Below are 18,134 nucleotides of genomic sequence, written 5' to 3'. Positions count from 1 at the left end.
CGCGTCAGTGCGCGACGGCGCTGATCATCCCGAGGCCGACGCTGATGCGGTCGGCGACCTCGATGAGGTCCTCGGCGAGGGAGTCCAGGTCGCGGTCACGCAGCTGCGTCAGGCGCCCCGAGATCGACAGCGCCGCCGCGATCCGCCCCGAGGCGTTGCGGATCGGTGCCGCGATGCAGAACCGGCCGAGCGCGAGCTCCTGGTTCTCCTCGCACCAACCGCGCTTCGCCGAGGCGGCGAGATCGGCCGTCAGGGCGTCGTGCGTCGTGATCGTGTGGTCGGTGTACCGGGCCAGGTCGTCCCCGAGCAGCGAGCGTCGCTCGTCCGGCGACAGGTCGAGCATCAGCGCCTTGCCGAGTGCGGACGCGTGCATCGGCTGCCGCATCCCGATCATCGTGTGCGACTTCGGCGCGAGGGAGCCCTCGAAGTGGCAGAGGTAGATGCACGACGCGGCGTCCTGCACGCCGACGTTGGCGGTCAGGCCGACGCGGTGCGCGAGTTCCTGCGCCGCCGAGCGGCTCTCGCGGTGCACCGGGTTGTGGTTGAGCCCCTGGCTGGCGAGCTCGAGCACGGCCCGACCGACCGAGTACGCCTGGGTCTCCGGATCGCGTCGGACGTACTCGAGCGACTCGAGCGTCGCCAGGAGCCGCCCGGTGGTCGAGGTCCCCAGCCCGATCGCCCGCGCGATGTCGGAGGCGCGCACCGCGCCGTCGGACGCGCCGAGCGCACCGAGGACCGCTGCGGCTCGCTCGATGCTCTGGTTCGGAGGGGTGGTCGCCATCCCCTCATTCTGGCCCGTCCCGGCGCGCGTCAGGAGACCTTCACGGCGCTCGCGGTGACGAACGGGGACCCGTTCGTCGCGGTCACGACGACCCGCAGGGCGGCCGTGCGCACCGGATCGACGTCGTGGACGCGATGGCGGTGTCGGTTCGCGTCGACCGCGGCGAGCGTCCGCCAGGTCCCGTCGACGCACGCCTCGATCCGGTAGTCGCGGGCGAGTGTGGGCACGGCGTCCCAGGGGGTGCGGTGGTGGTGCAGGTTGATGAGGTCGGCGTCGACGTCGTCGTTCCAGACGATGCGCATCTGGCGGACGTCGACGGGCTCCGCCCAGTCGAGCGAGAGCACGGCTGCGCCGGCACCCGCGTCGGACGACCACATGTGCGGTCCGCCGAACGGGCGCTGGTGGCCGTCGCTGACCCGGGAGGCCCGCCACGCGTCCGTCTCGCCGGCTGCGGTGAACGCGAACGCGTGTCCGCGCAGGGCGCGCGCCTCCCAGTCCGTCACGGGCTGTCCGGACTCCTCGGGGATGTGGTCGTCGAACTGCTCGTCGTCGGCAGCGCGGGCGCGCAGGGCCATCACGCCGTAGGGGTGGCCGTCGGTCAGGACCAGTCGGACGCCGGGCTGCCGACGGACCACGACGACCGCGTTGCAGGGTGCGTCCGGGTGGAAGTCCAGGTCGACCACTGCTTCGCCCGGTCCGGCGGCGACGTGTGCGGAGTGCGTGCTGACGTGGTCGATCGGGGCGTAGTTCTGGGGCTTGCCGGTGGTCCAGAGCTCGATGGTGAGCTCGGTGTCGTCGTCCGCCTCGGTGCGGAGCCGGAACTCGCCGAGCGCGGGGTCGGCGGGCAGGAGAATCGCGACGTCGCGGTCCAGGTCGAAGCGGTCGGCGGTCGCGAACGGCGTCGTGTCGATCGTGGTCAGCTCGCTGCTCGCGGTGATGCGGGCGGTGCGGGCCAGGTCGGCGGGGTCGTCGGCGCGGACCCCGATGACCGGTGCGTCCTCGCGCAGCAGGGTCTGCTGCAGCAGGGCGATCTGCTCGGTGCCGAGGGACCGTGGCGTCGTGCCGTGCCGGGCGACCAGGTGCGCGGCGGTGCCGGCTGCCTGCCCCTGGGCCGCGCAGGTGGCCATCACCCGGGTGGACCCGAACGCGACGTGCGACGCGGAGATGTCGCGGCCGGCGAACAGCAGGTTCGACACGTTCGCCGAGTACAGCGACCGGAACGGGATGTCGTAGGTGCCGTCGGTGTACCGCTGCTGGGCGCCGGCGGTCTCGGCGTAGACGCCCTCGACGGGGTGCAGGTCGATCGACCAGCCGCCGAACGCCACCGTGTCGGGGAACGAGCGCTGCTCGAGCAGGTCCTGCTGCGTCAGGGTGTGGTCGCCGACGAACCGGCGGTACTCGCGCTTGCCGGGGATCGCGCCCACCCAGTCGAGCGTCAGGGTGTCCGCGTCGAACGCCCCCGAGTTCTTGATGTGGTCCCAGATGCCGTAGACGACACCCCAGAGCTCGTCGCGGATGCGTTCGTTCTCGGCGACGGTGTCGAGTTCGCCGCCCCACTCGATCCACCAGTAGTTGCAGCCGTTGTCGCCGGTCCGGATCGCCCGGTTCGCCAGGATCGGTGTCGTGCCGAGGTCCTTCGCGATCGACGGCGGCACGAACTTCTCGGGGCGGCCGGTGTCGTGCGTGGAGAAGAAGATCGAACTGCCGAGCAGTTCGTCGTCGGCCGTTTCCGGCGCCCACTCCTCTCCGTGCTCGTCGCGGCCCTCGCGCCCGATGCGGTACTCGGCGCCGGCGAGGGCCCCGACGAGGCCGTCGCCCGTGCAGTCGAGGAACACCGGTGCGGTGAACGTCGTCTCGATCTCGGACCCCATGGTCCACCCCGTGACGGCGGTGATGCGTGGTGCGCCGCTGTCGTCGTCCGCCGTCTGCACGGTCCGGACGTCGGTGTTGAGGTGGAGGTGCACGTTCGGCTCGGCCCGGACCAGGTCGAGCACGACCTGGTCCCAGTAGACCGCGTTGCCCTGCGGGTTCCGGTACTGGTTCTCGAGGAAGAGCTCGCCCATGATCCCGGTCTCGCGGGCGAACCGCTGCGTGCCGTGCGCCGTCGCGCCGACCACCCACACCCGGATCTCGCTCGAGGCGTTGCCGCCGAGGACCGGGCGGTTGGTGACGAGGGCGACGCTCGAGCCGAGGCGGGCGGCGGCGACGGCCGCGCTGACACCGGCGAGACCGCCGCCGACGACCACGACGTCGTGGTGCTGTTCACGGGATTGCATGCTCGGAACGGTATCACTCGGTGGCGTGTCTTTCCCACTGTGTGGCAATGTGTGCCCGACGAGTGCTATCGTCAACGAATTCTCGACAACGAAGTGTGAGGCCCACCCATGAGCGACGGAACCCGGACGCAACCCAGCGTCGATGCCGCCACCGCCCCCGACGTCCAGGTGGCCCTGGGCGACGACGCACGCCGCCAGGGCATGCGGAAGGTGATCGTCGCCGCGGGCGTCGGTCACTTCGTCGAGTGGTTCGACTTCGGTCTCTACGGCACGTTGGCGACCGTCATCTCGCTGTACTTCTTCAAGCAGGGCGACCCGCAGGTCGCCCTGCTGTCGGCCTTCGCCGTGTTCGGTGCCGGCTTCGTGATGCGTCCGCTCGGCGGGCTGTTCTGGGGGTCGCTCGGTGACCGGGTCGGCCGGAAGACCACGCTGGCCACGGTCATCCTGATCACGAGCGGCGCGACCGCCGTGATGGGGATCCTGCCGACGTACCAGAGCGTCGGGATGCTCGCGCCGATCCTGCTCGTCGTGGTGCGGCTGGTGCAGGGCTTCGCCGCCGGTGGCGAGGGCGCCGGGGCGACGACGCTCCTGGCCGAGTACGCCCCGTCGAACCGGCGCGGCTTCGTGACGAGCTTCATCGACGTCTTCGGCTTCGCGGCGTTCATCGTCGGTGGTGGCCTGGTCTTCCTGTTCACGGCGATCGCCGGCGACGGGGCCCTCGAGTCGTGGGGGTGGCGTGTCCTGTTCCTCGTCGCGGTGCCGCTCGGTCTGGTCGGGTTGTACTTGCGCACGAAGCTCGAGGACACCCCGGAGTTCCGCGCGCTCAAGGCCAAGGGGGAACTCGCGAAGAACCCGCTCCGCCGCTCGCTCCGGACCGGGTGGAAGGCCCTGCTCTTCTGCGTCGGGTTCGTGGTCCTCAAGGCCGTCGGCCACTGGATCCTGCAGACCTTCATGCCCTCGTACCTGCAGGCGGACCTCGGGTACTCGCCGCTCGTCTCGTACGGGGTCGTCGTCATCGGCTTCCTGGTGATCGCCGGCCTCGTCCCGTTCTTCGGGCTGCTGTCGGACAAGATCGGTCGGAGGCCCGTGATGCTCGCCGGGTGCGCGGGGTTCCTGGTGCTGACCTACCCGACGCTCATGCTCATGGACGCCGGTAACTTCTGGGCCGCCGCAGCCGCGATGGTGCTGCTCGGGCTGTTCATGGCGGCGTTCGACGGGGCGGTGAGCGCCGCGATGGCCGAACTGTTCCCGACCGCCATCCGCTACGGGTCGATGGGCATCGCCTACAACATCAGCGTGGCGCTCTTCGGGGGCATCACCCCGTACTTCGCCACGTGGCTGATCAGCGCGACGGGCAACACGTTCGCGCCGGCCTTCTACGTGATGGCCGCCGCCGCGATCACCGGCGTGACGGTGCTCCGGGCGCGCGAGACGAACAAGCAGGGACTCGTCGCCGAGTGAGCCGAGCGCGGGCCGGTCGCAGGGGCTGTGGAGTGACCTTCCAGGCGGATTCCATGTCCCCTGCGCGCGCTCCGGTTATGGTTTCCCGGTGAGCAACGAACCCGAGCAGACGACGGAGCCCGCGCGCCGCGGTGCCGTGACGCCGCGCCACGGGCGCCAGAAGCGACGAGCGGGTGTGGTGTTCCCGGCGATCGCGGGTGTGCTCACCATGGCCGTCCTGCTGAGCGGTGGCTACGCGGCGTACGCGTACAACCAGCTGTCCGGCGGGGTCACGATCGTCAACGCGATCACCGGCAAGAAGGACACGAAGGACGACGTCGACGGCAAGGCGCAGAACATCCTGCTCGTCGGCGACGACCACCGGCCGGACAACGCCACCCCCGAGCAGATGGCGGAACTCAGCACGACGTCGGACGGCGGTGCGACGAACACCGACACGATGATCGTCCTGCACATCAACGCCGACGGCACGCAGGCGACGATGATCTCGTTCCCCCGTGACTCGTACGTCGACATCCCGGACGTGGGCAAGGGCAAGCTCAACAGCGCCTTCTACTACGGCACGCTCAACGGTGGCGGCGACACCGGTGGTGCGAAGATGCTCATCAAGACCATCGAGAACCTGAGTGGCCTGCAGATCGACCACTACGTGCGCGTCTCGCTGCTCGGCTTCTACCAGGTGGTCAAGGAACTCGGCCCGGTCGAGGTCTGCCTGAACCAGGCGACCAACGACCCGTACTCCGGCGTCGACCTGCCGGCCGGCAAGTCCTCGCTGAACGCGAAGGAGGCGCTGTCCTTCGTGCGGCAGCGCCACGGCCTGCCGAACGGCGACCTGGACCGCAACGTCCGCCAGCAGTACTTCCTGTCGCAGGAGGCCCGGAAGGTCACGTCCGCCGGCACGCTGCTGAACCCGGTCAAGATGGGCAACATCCTCAAGGCCGTCGGTGGATCGATCCAGACCGACACCAACCTGATCGACCTCGCCTCGCAGATGCGGAACCTGCGCCCCGCGAACATCCAGTCGGCCACGATCCCGACCCTCGGCACGCCGACCATCTACGTGAACGGTTCGGCGCTGTCCATCGTCGAGGTCGACACCGTCGGGCTGCCCGCCTTCGTGCAGGGCCTGGTCGGCGAACCGGAGGCCTACGCCAAGGCCGGTCGCGCCCAGCCGGCGAACACCTCGGTCACCGTGCTGAACGGCAGCGGCGTCGAGGGTGCCGCGACCGCAGCAGGGCAGGTCCTGACGAGCCGCGGGTTCCAGGTCGCACCGGCCGGTTCCTCGGACACCACCAAGGCCACGCAGGTGCAGTACCCCGCCGGCCAGGAGTCCCAGGCGAAGGCGATCGCGGCAGCCGTGCCCGGTGCCGTCCCCGTGCGCACCAGCGCGGTCACCGGCGTCACGCTCGTGCTCGGCACCGACGGCAAGACCGCGAAGGCCGCCAGCGAGCCGAGCGCGACCGCGTCGAAGCCCGCGAGCACCGGTTCCGGGTCGAAGCCGAGCAAGCAGGCGTCCAAGGAACCCGCGCCGAAGTCGACCGACGTGCACAACTACGGCACCGAGGGCACCTGCATCAACTGAGGCCGTGGCCGGACCGGGTCGCTAGGTTCGAGGGGTGAGCAGCGCAACGCGTCCGATCGTCCTGATGACCTACAACATCAAGAACCCGGATCCGGAGCACGACTGGCCGGCCCGGCTCCCCGTGCTCCTCGACGTCATCCGCCGGCACGACCCCGACCTGGTGTGCGTGCAGGAGGCCTTCGCGCACCAGCTCGACGACCTGCGCGCCGGGCTGCCGGACCACGCCGACGTCGGACAGGGGCGTGAGGGCGGCACCGCGGGGGAGCACCCGGCGGTGTTCTACCGACGCGACCGGTTCCGACCGACCGACGAGGGGTCGTTCTGGCTGTCGGACACCCCGGACGAACCGGTCTCGAACACGTGGGGCAGCCTGTTCCCGCGCATCGCGAACCACGCCGTGTTCCTGGACACCGACGGGCCGGCGGTCACGGTGCTCACCACGCACCTGGACCACGAACTCGGCGAGCACGGCGAAGAGGTGCGCGGGAAGAGCGCGGCGCTCATCGTCGAACGGCTGGCGCGGGAGACCGGTCCGGTCATCGTCGCCGGGGACTGCAACGAGCCGGCCGGCGCCGGAACCGCGTCACGGGTCTTCGCCGACGCCGGGTTCGACGACACCTGGCTGCTCGCGGGCGACCCGGGGGACCGGACGGCGACGTTCAACGACTGGCAGCCGCCGGTGGACACCGGGGAGCGCATCGACTGGGTGCTGACCCGCGGGGTCGCCGGCGTCGACCGGGTCGTCATCGACCACGACGGGCCGGAGACGTGGTTCGCGAGCGATCACTTCCCGGTGGTCGCGACGATCCGCGTGTGAGTCAGCAGCTCCGCTGGGCGTGCACGGGCATCGGGGAGCCGAGCACCGTGACCGTGGTGTCGTCCGTCAGGGCGGAGACGCCGTTCGTGCCGGCGGAGTCCTGGTCGTCGGAGGAGCCCCAGCCTGCGCGCAGCAGCAACTGCCACGCGCGGAAGTCGTCCGAGCCGAAGGACACCCGTTCGGAGCGCGGGGCGTCCGCGATCTCGTCGGCGATGTCGTCGCCGACCTGGACGCCGCCGGGGCCGGTCAGCTCGATCCGTGCACCGAGCCTGCTGCGGACCTGGTCGCGCAGCACACGGACCTCGACGGCGTTGCCCGCCTGCGCATCGGTGGTCAGGGCCGCGACCCGGATGGCGCCGCCCCACGTGTAGGTGGTGCCGGCCGGGAAGCACGCGCCGCCGTCGCCCTCGGCGGTCTGCGTGCGCGACGGGGTGCCGAGCAGGCGGTCGAGCAGGCTCACGGTCAACCGGGAGTCGCGCATCGACGACTCGACGACGGTCTTCCCGCCGTTGCGGAGCACCAGGGACTCGGCGTCGAGCTCGATGGAGTCGACCCGCCGGAGCTTCGCGTTGGACACGTGCACGGGAGCTGCGTCGTGCGACGTCTCCGCCGCCACGGCGGTGTCCGCACCGAGCCCGGTGGTGCCGTCGAGCGCCAGCGCACCGGCCGAGAAGGCGAGCACGGCAGCGCCGAGCGCCAGCAGGGTCCGAGGGATCACCGTTCGACGGTACGACCCCGATCCGTCCAGAACGACAGGTGTTACCGAATCGGGTCCTGGCCGTCACCGGACCGTGACAAACGAGGAAGACGCAGTTGCGGCCCTGGACCGGTGCGGCCGGCGGACGCTGGCCGCACCGCGCGACGGGGGACAGCCTCCTGGACGGCCCGTGGTGCGCCCCTGCGTACCGTCGGCGGCATGACGGACCAGCAGAACGACCAGGCAGGACTCGACCAGGCAGCGCTCGACCAGGCAGGGCTCGACCAATACGCCATGCAGGACCCGACGAAGATGTACGCCGACAAGAAGCCGGACGAGCAGTACCTCGAGGGCGCCGGCACCGACGCCGAGATGGCGGAGAACGTCCCCGCCGACCACGGCGAGGACACCTACCGCGGCTCCGGACGGCTGACGGGCCGCAAGGCCCTCGTCACCGGTGGCGACTCCGGCATCGGCGCAGCGGTCGCCATCGCCTACGCACGCGAGGGCGCCGACGTCGCGATCTCGTACCTGCCCGAGGAGCAGGAGGACGCCGACCGCATCATCGCGCTCATCGAGGCAGCCGGCCGCAAGGCCGTCGCGCTGCCCGGCGACATCACCTCGCTCGCGGTCTGCGAGCAGATCGTCGCCGACACCGTCGCGCAGCTCGGCGGGATCGACATCCTGGTGAACAACGCGGGCAAGCAGCAGAACGTCTCCTCGATCGAGGACATCTCGGACGAGGAGTTCGACGAGACGTTCAAGACGAACGCCTACGCGACCTTCCGGATCACGAAGGCCGCCGTGCCGCACCTGCAGCCGGGCTCCACGATCATCAACACGACGTCGATCCAGGCCTACGCGCCGTCGCCGCACCTGGTGCACTACGCGGCCACGAAGGCCACCGTGAACAACCTGGCGAAGGGCCTGGCTGCGCAGCTCGCGCCGAAGGGCATCCGCGTCAACGCCGTCGCACCGGGGCCGATCTGGACGCCGCTGCAGCCGGCCGGCGGGCAGCCGCCCGAGGCGCTGCCGTCCGCGGGCGAGCAGACCTACCTGGGCCGCTGGGGCCAGCCGGCCGAGCTCGCGCCGGCCTACGTGTTCCTGGCGAGCGGTGAGTCGTCCTACGTCGTCGGCGAGACGCTGCACGTCGACGGTGGGATGCCGACGCCGTAGGGCGCCGCCGACGGGCTGACGGGAGGCGCGGTGCCGGTGGGTACCGCGCCTCCCGTCGTCCGGGTGGTCCCGTCTGCGGGCCGTGGCGACGTCAGCAGGTGACCGCGCGCGCCATCCGCTCGAGGAGCTCCCGCGCCGACAGTGCTGCCGCGAGCTCGACCTCGACCGGGTTGATGCCGATCGCGTGCTCGAACGCGCGGCGGCGGGCCTGGTCGGCGATCGGCACCTCGGGGCGCTGGGGCAGCACGGCGATCGCCTGGGCCGCCGCCCCGAACGCGCCCGCGGGCCGCCCGAGCTGTTCCCACATCGCGCGGACGTCGTGCGCGACCTGCTCCGGGTCGCCGCCGAACTCGAAGCCGGCCGATGCCATCGTCGCGAGTCCCTGTGCGGTGGGGTCGTTCGGGGTCATGCCCGGCATCGTCACACGGATCCGTGCGAACGCGCTGGGCGTGGTGTCGGTGTCCGTGTCCCCCCATGTGCTGACACCCGTACCGGGGATTCTGTTGTCCCCCGTTCTGCGTTTGGATGGACGTGCCCCGGACTCGGGGAGACCTCGGACAGGACGTCCGTGGAACGACGGAGGGCACGATGCTCGAGAACACCAGCGCCGACACGCAGGCCGCAGCGGCCGCGGCGGCCACCCTGCACCTCCGGATCACGATCGTGGGGGCCACCGTCGACCTGCTCCGTGACGTCCCCTTCCACGAAGCACGCGCCGTGCACGTGGCCGAGCGGATGGGCATCTCCGTCGAGGAGCTCGAACAGCACTTCCCGTCCTGGGACGGCCTGGTGCTCGCAGCCGTCGACCGCTGGAACGGCGGTCGGATGGACGAGGTCACCCGCGAGGTCGGCGACGGCTCGACCGTCGAGCTCTTGCGCGCGATCGTCGCGTCGAACGCCGAGGACCCCGCGCTCATGCGCCTGCTCGTCGCCCTGCTGTCCGTCGCGGGCAACGCCGAGCACCCGATGGCGACCTACCTGCGGTCGCGCTACCAGCTCTTCTACGCCCAGGTGAAGCGCGGCCTCGAGCACGACATCGCCGTCGGTCGCGCCCCGCACACCATGGAACCCCGTCGCGGCGCCGAACAGCTCATCGCGCTGTACGAGGGGCTGCAGCTCCAGGCCCTGCTCCGCTCGGACCTCGACCTGGTGCCGGCGTTCGACCGTGCGGTGGCCCGACTCGAGCGCGGCTGGATGGAGCGCTACGAGCCGCAGGCCGCCCGCCGGCACGCGACGTGGAGCGACGGCGACGACGGCAGCTGGGACATCTGAGCCCGGACCGTCAGCGGCCGTCCGGAGTGCCGGGCCGTCAGCGCCCGTCCGGAGCGCCGCACCGTCAGCGTCCGTCCGGCGCCGACCGTGACCCGCGTGGCACCGAGCCGTCGCCGGGGTCGTACCCGGTGTCGCGGATGACCCGGAGCGCCGTCGTGTCGTTGTGGACCGAGTGCACGACGACCCGACGGGTCCGCCGGAGCGCCCGGCGCGCACCAGGTGTTGCGAACAGGCCGCCGAGCACGAGCCCGGCGCCGATCCCGAGCGCCACGGAGACCGCGGCCACGAAGTCGAGGGCCGCACTCGACGAGCCCGACATGAAGTTCAGCAGTGCGTTCGACACGGCGACCCCGGGCAGCAGCGCTCCGCAGAACGCCGGCACCGCGATCGCCGCGACCGCGGTCCGCATCCGCGCCGCTGCGTAGGTGGAGAGCACGCCGAGCAGGACCGCGGCCAGGAACGTCGCGCCGAGCAGCGGCAGGCCGAGCTGCCGCAGCCCCCACAGCGAGGCCCCCGCCGCCACCGAGAACACCACGGCGACGGGGATCACCCGCGCACTGGCCTGCTGCACGAAGCAGTTCGCCCCGGCCGACACCACCGTGAGCGAGAGTGACGCCCACAACGGCAACGCCTGCGTGACGATGCCCGACGGGTCGACCTCGAGGTGCAGCCACTTCGTCATCGCGATCCCCGCGGGCACCCCCACGACGATGGCGGCGATGACCAAGCCGATGTAGAACGCCCGGGCGACCGCCATCGCGCGGAAGCCGGAGATCGCGTCCTGGGCCCAGGTCACGAGTGAGACGTGCGGCAGGAGCAGCACCACCAGGGCCGCCACCATCGTGGCGGCACCCGCCGGGTGCAGGACGCCCACTCCGATGGCCAGGGTGCCGATCACCGACGCGACCGCTCCCTGCGCGCCGGACACGAAGAACTGCGGGTAGCCACGACCGGTCAGCCAGCGCCCGGACAGGATGATCCCGAACATCAGCACGAAGGCGCCGATGCCCGCTCGCCACCCACCACCGGCCTGCATCGCGATCGAGGTCCCCAGGATCGAGAGCCCGACGTCGGCGAGCCACGTGGGCCAGCGCGGCGGCATCCGCAGCACCGCCACGAGGGCGCTCACGCCCGAGGTCATGTCCCGTTGGTCGTGGATCAGGTCGTCCACGATCTGGTTCGCGCGCGCGAGTCGGTCGAGGTCGGAGCCGTCGGAACTCACTGTCCGGACCTTCACGAGCGGCGGGATGTCGGCCGGCGCGTACTGGATCGTCACCGAGCTGCCGGAGAAGTCGAGGTCGAGCGGGGCCAGGTTCCACTTCGTCGACACCGCGACGACGGCGGTCTCGACGCTGCGGGTGTCGGCGCCGGAGGCGAGCATCACCTCGGCCAGGTCGAGGCAGAAGTCGACGATCTGGGCGGCGGTGTACTGGTCGCGCCCCTTGGCGTCGGGTTCGACGTGCTCGTAGATCGTGCCGCGCAGTCGGGCACGTGCGTCGCGCAGGTCGTGCTGCGCCAGGCTGCGGCGTCGGGGGCGGGGTGGCCGGTGTGGGCGCCCCGGCTTGGGCTCGCCGGGGAAGTGCTGCTCGGCCATCCGACCATGGTGCCAGTCGCGATCTGGACGCGACCAGAGCGGACGGGAGGCCCGGTGCCAGCTGGCACCGGGCCTCCCGTCAGGTGGTCGGTCGCGTCTCGGACGCGACCCGACTACTGCTCGAACGTCGCGTCGAGCGTGATCTCGACGCCGGTGAGCGCCTTGCTGACCGGGCAGGTCGCCTTGGCGTCCTCGGCGGCCTTCAGGAAGGTCGCCTCGTCGATGCCGGTGACCTCACCGTGCACGGTCAGGGCGATGCCGGTGAGCTTGAAGCCGCCAGCCGAGTCCGGGCCGAGCGAGACGTCGGCCTTGACGTCGAGGGCCTCGACCGTGCCGCCGGCCTCGCCGAGGACGGCGGAGAACTGCATGGCGTAGCAGGCCGAGTGTGCGGCGGCGATGAGCTCCTCGGGGCTGGTGCTGCCACCGGCCTCGTCAGCGGCGCGCTTCGGGAACGAGACGTCGTAGGTGCCGACCTTCGAGCTGGAGAGTTCGACCTGGCCGGAACCGTCGTTGAGGCCGCCGTTCCAGGCGGTGCGTGCGGTGCGCGTGGGCATGGCCGCTCCTTTCGTGTGGGGGATCGGACCCGAGCGGGACCGTCGCAGCCGAGTCAAGCGGAGAACGCACGTTCTCGCAACCGGCTCACGGCGAAGACGCAGGCTTCGCCGTTCTGAGCGACAGGTGTTGCCCACAACAACAGGTGTAGCGTGATGGTGTTCAAAGGAGACCCATCATGCGCGCCGTCGTGTTCGAGCAGTACCAGACCTTCCCGTCCCTGACGGAAGTCCCGAAGCCCACCCCGGGTCCGGGGGAGGTGCTCCTCAAGGTCGCAGGTGCCGGCGCGTGCCACTCGGACGTCGCGGTGTACCGCGAGTTCGCCGCCGGTGCTCCGGGGTCGCAGCGACCCCCGTTCGTCCTCGGGCACGAGAACTCCGGCTGGGTCGAGTCCGTCGGCGACGGCGTGACCGGGTTCACCGAGGGCGACGCCTACCTGGTCTACGGGCCGGTCGGCTGCGGGCACTGCTCGTACTGCTCGAAGGGGCAGGACACCTACTGCGAGAACGCCGCGACGAACCCCTACATGGGTATCGGTCTCGGGCGCGACGGCGGCATGGCGGAGTACGTCAGCGTCCCTGCTCGCAACCTCGTGCCGCTCGGCGACGCCGACCCGATCGCTGCCGCACCGCTCAGTGACGCCGCACTCACGCCGTACCACGCGATCAAGAACGCGCTGCCGAACCTGGCGGGTGGCGGTCGCTTCGCACTCGTCGTCGGGCTCGGCGGCCTCGGGCAGATCGCCGTGCAGATCCTCACCGCGCTCACCGGCGCCACGGTCATCGCCACGGACATGAAGCAGGACGCCATGGACCGCGCTGCCGCCCGTGGCGCGATCACGGTGCCCGGCGGGCCGGACCAGGCCGCTGCGATCCGCGAGATCACCGGCGGCCGCGGGGTCGATGCCGCGTTCGACTTCGTCGGAGCGACGCCCACCATCAAGGTCGCTCAGGCGTCGATGGCGGTCGGTGGCCGGTTCACCGTCGTCGGGATCGCCGGCGGTACCACCGAGTGGAACTTCTTCGCGACGCCGTACGAGTCGACGATCACGAACACCTACTGGGGCACGATCGAGGACCTGCACGAGGTCGTCGCGATGTACCGCGCCGGGCAGATCGTCCCCGACGTGGAGCGGTACGCGCTGTCGGACGCGCTCGAGGCCTACCGGAAGCTCGAGGCCGGCGAGCTGTCGGGCCGCGCGGTCGTCGTCCCGACGCTCTGACGCGGGGCGCCTCGCGGCGTAGCTGGCGGAATCGGGCGTACCTGGTCGGAAGTTCTGACCAGGTACGCCCGATTCCGCTTTCCAGCGCAGGTGTTCTGGGAAGGAATCAGCGCAGGTCAGCGGCCGGCGGCGTAGCCCTGGGCGCCGCGGGGGTTCGCGGCGGCACCGAGGACACCGGTGGCCGGGTCCCGCGTCACGCACGTCAGCCGTCCGAGCGACCAGTCGCCGGCGCGGTGGACGACGTGACCACGTGCCTCGAGTTCCGCGATGACGTCGTCGCCGAGGCGGTCCTCGACCACGAGCCCCGCCGGCTCCCACGTGCGCGGCCAGAACGACCCCGGGAACGACGTCGTGTGCAGCGCCGGGGCGTCGATCGCCTGCTGCGGGGTGTACCCGCCGACGATCCACCGCAGCAGGAACAGCAGCTGCCACTGGTCCTGCTGGTCGCCGCCGGGTGAGCCGACCGCGGCCACGGGGACGCCGTCACGGAGCACCAGGGTCGGCGTCAGGGTCGTTCGCGGGCGCTCGCCGGGGCGGAGCGTCGACGCCGTGCCCGGTTCGAGCCAGGTCATCTGCAGCCGGGTGCCCAGGCAGAACCCGAGGTCCGGGATCGTCGGCGACGACTGCAGCCACCCGCCGGACGGCGTCGCGCTGACGATGTTGCCCCAGCGGTCCACGACGTCGATGTGGCAGGTGTCGCCCCGGGTCTCGCCGTCCGGGGTCACGAACGGCTCGCCGCGGTCCTCGACCGGAGCGACCGGAGCGACCTGCACCGTGGGTTCGCCGAGACCAGCGCCGTCGCCGGCGGAGTACGACGTCCGGGCCGGCGGCATCGCCCGCTCGACGCCCGCGATCGCGCCCGGTCGCAGCTCGGCCGAGGCCCGCTCCCCGATCAGCGCGCGCCGCTCGTCGGTGTACGCATCGGACAGCAGCACGTCGAGGGGGACGTCGCCGTCGCCGTAGAACGCCTCGCGGTCGGCCATGGCGAGCTTCTGCGCCTCGACGATGGTGTGTGCGCCGACCGACGTCGACGGGTCGAGCAGTGCGTCGTCGAGCGGTTCGAGCAGCCGCAGGGTCTGCAGGAGCGCCGGACCCTGGCCCCACGGCCCGGTCTTCGCGATCGTGCAGCCGCGGAACTCCGCCGTCGCCGCGGGCTCGTACGACGCTCGGAACGCCGCCAGGTCCGACGCCCGGACGACCCCGGCGTGGTCGGTCCCCGACGCGTGTCGGTGGGGCTCCCGCACGAAGCGGTCGATCGCCTCGGCGACGAAGCCCTCGGCCCACTCGCTCCGTGCGGCGTCGATGCGGGCGGTCCGACTGCCGGAGCCGTCACCGGCGTCGAGGAGCCGGTCGAGCACTGCGGCCAGCGCCTCGTTGCGCACCAGGTCCCCGGGGACCGGCACCGTGCCTCCTGGCAGCCACTGCGTGGCGGACGTGGGCCAGTGGTCACGGAACAGGCCCTGCACGGCGGTGATCGTCCGGACCACTCCGGCTGCGACCGGGTGGCCGTCACGGGCGTAGCCGATCGCCGGCGCGAGGACGTCCACGAGCTCCCACGTGCCGTGGTCGCGGAGCAGCAGCAGCCACGCGTCGACGGCACCCGGGACGGTGGCGGCGAGCGCGCCGGAACCGGGGACGAGGTCGAGGCCCTCGGCGCGGTAGTGCTCGGGCGTCGCACCGGCCGGTGCCGGACCCTGGCCGACGAGCACGACCGGGGTCGGGTCCGACGCCGTCGCGAACACCGCTGTCAGGTCGCCGCCCGGGCCGTTCAGGTGCGGCTCGACCACGTGCAGGACGAACGCGCCCGCGACGGCTGCGTCGAAGGCGTTGCCGCCGCGTTCGAGCACCGACTGCGCGGTGGCGGTCGCGATCCAGTGCGTCGCGGCCGCCATGCCGAACGTGCCCTGCAGGTCCGGACGCGAGGTCTGCGTGGCGGGCGGGACGAAGGCGGGGTTCGGAGTCGGCATGCTCCCATCCTCTCCCCAGGGCTCGCCGCTCAGCCCAGGGCCACGACGATCCCCGCGGCGACGAGCAGTGCGACGTACCCCCAGGCGTGCACGACCTCGGGCGGGTGCGGAGGGCGACGTCGGAGCAGCACGATGACCGGCATCGCGCCGACCAGCAGGGCTGCGGCTGCCCGGACGTCGACGGCGCCGACGAGTCCGGCGGTGTGCGGGACGACCGCCGGCAGCAGCATGGTCACCGCGGCTGCGGGCAGCGTGATCGCCAGCGTGAGGGGGTTCGCCAGCGTTGTCGCCGCGGTCATGGTGGCACCGGACCGGCGCAGCATCGGGACCGTCACCACGCTGCCGCCGACGCCGAGGAACGCCGCGACCGCACCGATCGGGAGGCCCGTGGCAGTCGGCACGCCGGTGCGGGTCGGTCCCTGGTCGCGTCCACCGCCGCGGGTCGCGACTGCGCGATCCGTCGCCGAGCTGCGCAGGAAGCCCGGGCGCAGGAGCAGGTCGGCGACCGTGACCCCGAGGTAGACGACGAAGCCCCAGCGCAGGAGCGCGTCCGGTGCCTCTCGTGCGGCGAGCACCCCGACCGTGCCGCCGACCCCGAGCAGGACGAACAGCGACGAACGGCCCCGGAGTGGTGCGAGGGCGCCGCGCCGGGCCGAGACGGTGGCCACGGCGGCGTTCACGAGCATCACGAGGGCCGAGGTCGCCGTGGCCACCCGGACGGCGTCGCCACCGAGGGCTGCGTCGGCGACGGTGATGATCGGCACGGTGACGAACCCACCGCCGAACCCGAACAGGACGGTGGTGACCCCGACCAGGACCCCGATGACCACGAGCACGATGAACGACATGCCTCCATCCCAGCCGGGATCACCACGGCGGACGATCGGGTGTGCGGCATGTTCCTTCGAGACCTAGCCTCGACGTGTGCGCAACGTCCCGGTCTCCGAGTTCGACCACCAGCCGTTCGACGTCCTGCCGATCGGCACCGACTACCCGCCGGACCACCTGCTCGCCCGGCACGAGCACCGACGGGCGCAGCTGCTCTACGGTGCGAGCGGCGTGATGCTCGTCGAGACCGACGACGGCTCGTGGACGGTGCCGACCGACCGGGCCGTGCTCATCCCGCCCGGGGTGCCCCACGAGGTCCGGATGCTCGACGTCAGCACCTGGAGCCTGTACGTCGAGCCGGACGCCGTGCCCTGGTGGCCGACACGGTGCACCGTCGTCGAGGTCGGGCCCCTGCTGCGCGAGGTGCTTCGCGCCGCCAACGCGCTCGACGTGCCGTACGACGACGGCGGCCGGGCCGGCACCCTCGTCCGGCTCGCCCTGCACGAGCTGCAGCGCGTCGCACCGATCCCGCTGAGCGTCTCGCTGCCGCCACGGGGCGTCCTGCGCGACCTGTGTCGGGCGTACCTGGCCGAGCCCGACGTCCACGTGACGAACACCGACTGGGCACGTGCGGCAGCCGTCTCGGAACGCACCCTCGACCGCCACTTCCGTGCGGCCACGGGGGTGGGTCCCGCGAGCTGGCGCGTGCGTGCGCGACTGTTGGCGAGCCTCCCGGCCCTGCGACGCGGCACCGTGACGGAGGTGGCGGGCCGACTCGGCTACGCGACCCCCGCGGCGTTCACCGCCGCCTTCTCGAATGCGTTCGGGGCCCCGCCGTCCCGGTTCCGGTGAGGTCTTGCGCTCTTCCGGGAGTGGGCGCATACTGAACGCAACGGTTAATTAACCGTCTAGTTCACCGAGAGGCGACGATGGAACCCGACCACACCGACGTCGTCCTGTCGGCGCTCGCCGACCCGATCCGACGGCGCATCGTCGAACGGCTCGGCAAGGGCGAGGCAACCGTCTCCGAGCTGTCGGAGCCGTTCGACGTCAGCGCCCCGGCGATCTCGCGGCACCTCGGCGTGCTCGAACGCGCCGGCCTCATCACGCGCGAGCGGCACGGCACGTGGCGCACGTGCCGTCTCCGGCCCGAGGCCGTCGACGAGCTCGGCGCCTGGCTGGGCCGGTTGCGTCCCGACTGGGACCGCCGGTTCGACCGACTGGAGGCCCTGCTCGCCGCCCAGCGCAGGCCCGCCCCGGTGGGCAGCCCGTCCACCGCCCCACCCGCCAGTTCCACCAGTTCCGCCTTCACCGTCGATCCGCAGGAGCAGTCATGACCGAACAGTTCACCGCCCACGCCACCCACCGCTTCGCCCACCCCGTCGCCGACGTCTACCGAGCGTTCGTCGACCCGGCGCTGCTCGCGCTCTGGTTCGGGCCCCTCGGCTTCCACGTCCCCGTCGCCACCGTCGAGGTCGACGCGCGGGTCGGTGGCGCCTGGAACCTCACGATGGTCAGCAACGACAACGCCGAGTGGTCGTCGCCCGTCACCTCGACCCTCGAGCAGATCGAGGAGAACCGGATCATCGTCGGCACCTCGACGGCGCACGGCATCCCGGGGGTCGAGGACGGCACCGCGCTGTCCCTGACGCTCGAGTTCGCCGAGGACGGCGACGGCACGATCGTCACCCTGACGCAGGGACCCTTCCCCGAGTTCATGCGCGACATGAACATCGCCGGCTGGACGCAGTCGTTCCACAAGCTCGAAGCACTGCTGGCGACACCGAAGGAGTTCTTCCAGCAGCCGTAGCCGCACCCCCCTGTCAAGGGGTTGTGCGCCCCGCGCAGAAAAGCGAACATCGTTCGGTGACTCGTACAGGGCGAGCGCCGAACGACCGCGCAGGGGCGT

At 71.7% G+C, this 18,134-nt stretch carries 17 protein-coding genes; 9 read left to right on the top strand and 8 right to left on the bottom strand.

The features are described from left to right. Nucleotides 1-4: 4 nt before the first annotated feature. Together ACIPV1_RS16195 and ACIPV1_RS16190 are read right to left on the bottom strand one after the other, a co-directional pair. Complete coding sequence (locus ACIPV1_RS16195; RefSeq protein ID WP_123294849.1) at nucleotides 5-781, bottom strand: IclR family transcriptional regulator; 777 nt, start codon at nucleotides 779-781, stop codon at nucleotides 5-7. 29 nt (nucleotides 782-810) lie between these two features. Further along, nucleotides 811-3,057 (bottom strand): FAD-dependent oxidoreductase, encoded by a 2,247-nt coding sequence (locus ACIPV1_RS16190; protein ID WP_402726813.1) that lies wholly within the window; start codon nucleotides 3,055-3,057, stop codon nucleotides 811-813. Nucleotides 3,058-3,165: 108 nt separating this feature from the next. Here ACIPV1_RS16190 and ACIPV1_RS16185 point away from each other — a divergent pair, with 108 nt between their 5' ends. The 3 genes from ACIPV1_RS16185 (at nucleotide 3,166) to ACIPV1_RS16175 (ending at nucleotide 6,917) form a co-directional block, all read left to right on the top strand. Beyond that, a complete protein-coding gene (locus ACIPV1_RS16185) occupies nucleotides 3,166-4,518 on the top strand; it encodes an MFS transporter (protein WP_402726812.1) in 1,353 nt (450 codons plus the stop codon). An 88-nt stretch (nucleotides 4,519-4,606) separates the two neighbouring features. Beyond that, complete coding sequence (locus tag ACIPV1_RS16180; RefSeq protein ID WP_402726811.1) at nucleotides 4,607-6,100, top strand: LCP family protein; 1,494 nt, start codon at nucleotides 4,607-4,609, stop codon at nucleotides 6,098-6,100. 34 nt (nucleotides 6,101-6,134) lie between these two features. After that, on the top strand, nucleotides 6,135-6,917 hold the full coding sequence (locus tag ACIPV1_RS16175; protein WP_402726810.1) for an endonuclease/exonuclease/phosphatase family protein: 783 nt from the start codon (nucleotides 6,135-6,137) through the stop codon (nucleotides 6,915-6,917). 1 nt (nucleotide 6,918) lies between these two features. Here ACIPV1_RS16175 and ACIPV1_RS16170 read toward each other — a convergent pair whose 3' ends face one another. Beyond that, nucleotides 6,919-7,635, bottom strand: a complete 717-nt coding sequence (locus ACIPV1_RS16170) for a hypothetical protein (RefSeq protein WP_402726809.1) — start codon at nucleotides 7,633-7,635, stop codon at nucleotides 6,919-6,921. Between the two features lie 273 nt (nucleotides 7,636-7,908). On the opposite strand from ACIPV1_RS16170, the gene ACIPV1_RS16165 reads away from it, so the two are divergent. Then, nucleotides 7,909-8,790: an SDR family oxidoreductase gene (locus ACIPV1_RS16165; RefSeq protein WP_123937633.1), complete on the top strand. Its 882-nt coding sequence runs from the start codon at nucleotides 7,909-7,911 to the stop codon at nucleotides 8,788-8,790. Between the two features lie 91 nt (nucleotides 8,791-8,881). Here ACIPV1_RS16165 and ACIPV1_RS16160 read toward each other — a convergent pair whose 3' ends face one another. Further along, complete coding sequence (locus ACIPV1_RS16160) at nucleotides 8,882-9,199, bottom strand: hypothetical protein (RefSeq protein ID WP_123937293.1); 318 nt, start codon at nucleotides 9,197-9,199, stop codon at nucleotides 8,882-8,884. 179 nt (nucleotides 9,200-9,378) lie between these two features. Here ACIPV1_RS16160 and ACIPV1_RS16155 point away from each other — a divergent pair, with 179 nt between their 5' ends. Next, nucleotides 9,379-10,062 carry a TetR/AcrR family transcriptional regulator gene (locus ACIPV1_RS16155; protein ID WP_123937294.1) on the top strand — a complete coding sequence of 228 codons (684 nt, stop codon included), beginning with the start codon at nucleotides 9,379-9,381 and terminating at the stop codon, nucleotides 10,060-10,062. 64 nt (nucleotides 10,063-10,126) lie between these two features. Here ACIPV1_RS16155 and ACIPV1_RS16150 read toward each other — a convergent pair whose 3' ends face one another. Both ACIPV1_RS16150 and ACIPV1_RS16145 read right to left on the bottom strand, forming a co-directional pair. After that, nucleotides 10,127-11,656, bottom strand: coding sequence for a threonine/serine exporter ThrE family protein (locus tag ACIPV1_RS16150; RefSeq protein WP_123937295.1), 1,530 nt, complete (start codon nucleotides 11,654-11,656; stop codon nucleotides 10,127-10,129). Nucleotides 11,657-11,769: 113 nt separating this feature from the next. After that, the gene (locus ACIPV1_RS16145; protein ID WP_123339114.1) at nucleotides 11,770-12,210 is read right to left on the bottom strand and encodes an OsmC family protein; all 441 of its coding nucleotides are present in this window, start codon (nucleotides 12,208-12,210) and stop codon (nucleotides 11,770-11,772) included. Nucleotides 12,211-12,386: 176 nt separating this feature from the next. Here ACIPV1_RS16145 and ACIPV1_RS16140 point away from each other — a divergent pair, with 176 nt between their 5' ends. After that, a complete protein-coding gene (locus tag ACIPV1_RS16140; RefSeq protein WP_402726808.1) occupies nucleotides 12,387-13,430 on the top strand; it encodes an NAD(P)-dependent alcohol dehydrogenase in 1,044 nt (347 codons plus the stop codon). Nucleotides 13,431-13,546: 116 nt separating this feature from the next. Here ACIPV1_RS16140 and ACIPV1_RS16135 read toward each other — a convergent pair whose 3' ends face one another. Further along, nucleotides 13,547-15,397 carry a gamma-glutamyltransferase family protein gene (locus tag ACIPV1_RS16135; protein WP_402726807.1) on the bottom strand — a complete coding sequence of 617 codons (1,851 nt, stop codon included), beginning with the start codon at nucleotides 15,395-15,397 and terminating at the stop codon, nucleotides 13,547-13,549. A 29-nt stretch (nucleotides 15,398-15,426) separates the two neighbouring features. Continuing rightward, nucleotides 15,427-16,245: a TSUP family transporter gene (locus ACIPV1_RS16130; protein ID WP_402726806.1), complete on the bottom strand. Its 819-nt coding sequence runs from the start codon at nucleotides 16,243-16,245 to the stop codon at nucleotides 15,427-15,429. A 76-nt stretch (nucleotides 16,246-16,321) separates the two neighbouring features. On the opposite strand from ACIPV1_RS16130, the gene ACIPV1_RS16125 reads away from it, so the two are divergent. The 3 genes from ACIPV1_RS16125 (at nucleotide 16,322) to ACIPV1_RS16115 (ending at nucleotide 18,035) form a co-directional block, all read left to right on the top strand. Further along, nucleotides 16,322-17,077 (top strand): AraC family transcriptional regulator, encoded by a 756-nt coding sequence (locus ACIPV1_RS16125; RefSeq protein WP_402726805.1) that lies wholly within the window; start codon nucleotides 16,322-16,324, stop codon nucleotides 17,075-17,077. A gap of 77 nt (nucleotides 17,078-17,154) precedes the next feature. After that, nucleotides 17,155-17,562 (top strand): ArsR/SmtB family transcription factor, encoded by a 408-nt coding sequence (locus ACIPV1_RS16120; RefSeq protein WP_402726804.1) that lies wholly within the window; start codon nucleotides 17,155-17,157, stop codon nucleotides 17,560-17,562. Further along, complete coding sequence (locus ACIPV1_RS16115) at nucleotides 17,559-18,035, top strand: SRPBCC domain-containing protein (RefSeq protein WP_111085859.1); 477 nt, start codon at nucleotides 17,559-17,561, stop codon at nucleotides 18,033-18,035. The genes ACIPV1_RS16120 and ACIPV1_RS16115 overlap by 4 nt, the downstream gene beginning before the upstream one ends. Nucleotides 18,036-18,134 lie beyond the last annotated feature (99 nt).

It is taken from the genome of Curtobacterium sp. NPDC089991 (genome assembly GCF_044748425.1).
Taxonomy (GTDB): Bacteria; Actinomycetota; Actinomycetes; order Actinomycetales; family Microbacteriaceae; genus Curtobacterium.
This window is presented reverse-complemented; position numbering and strand designations above follow the sequence as displayed.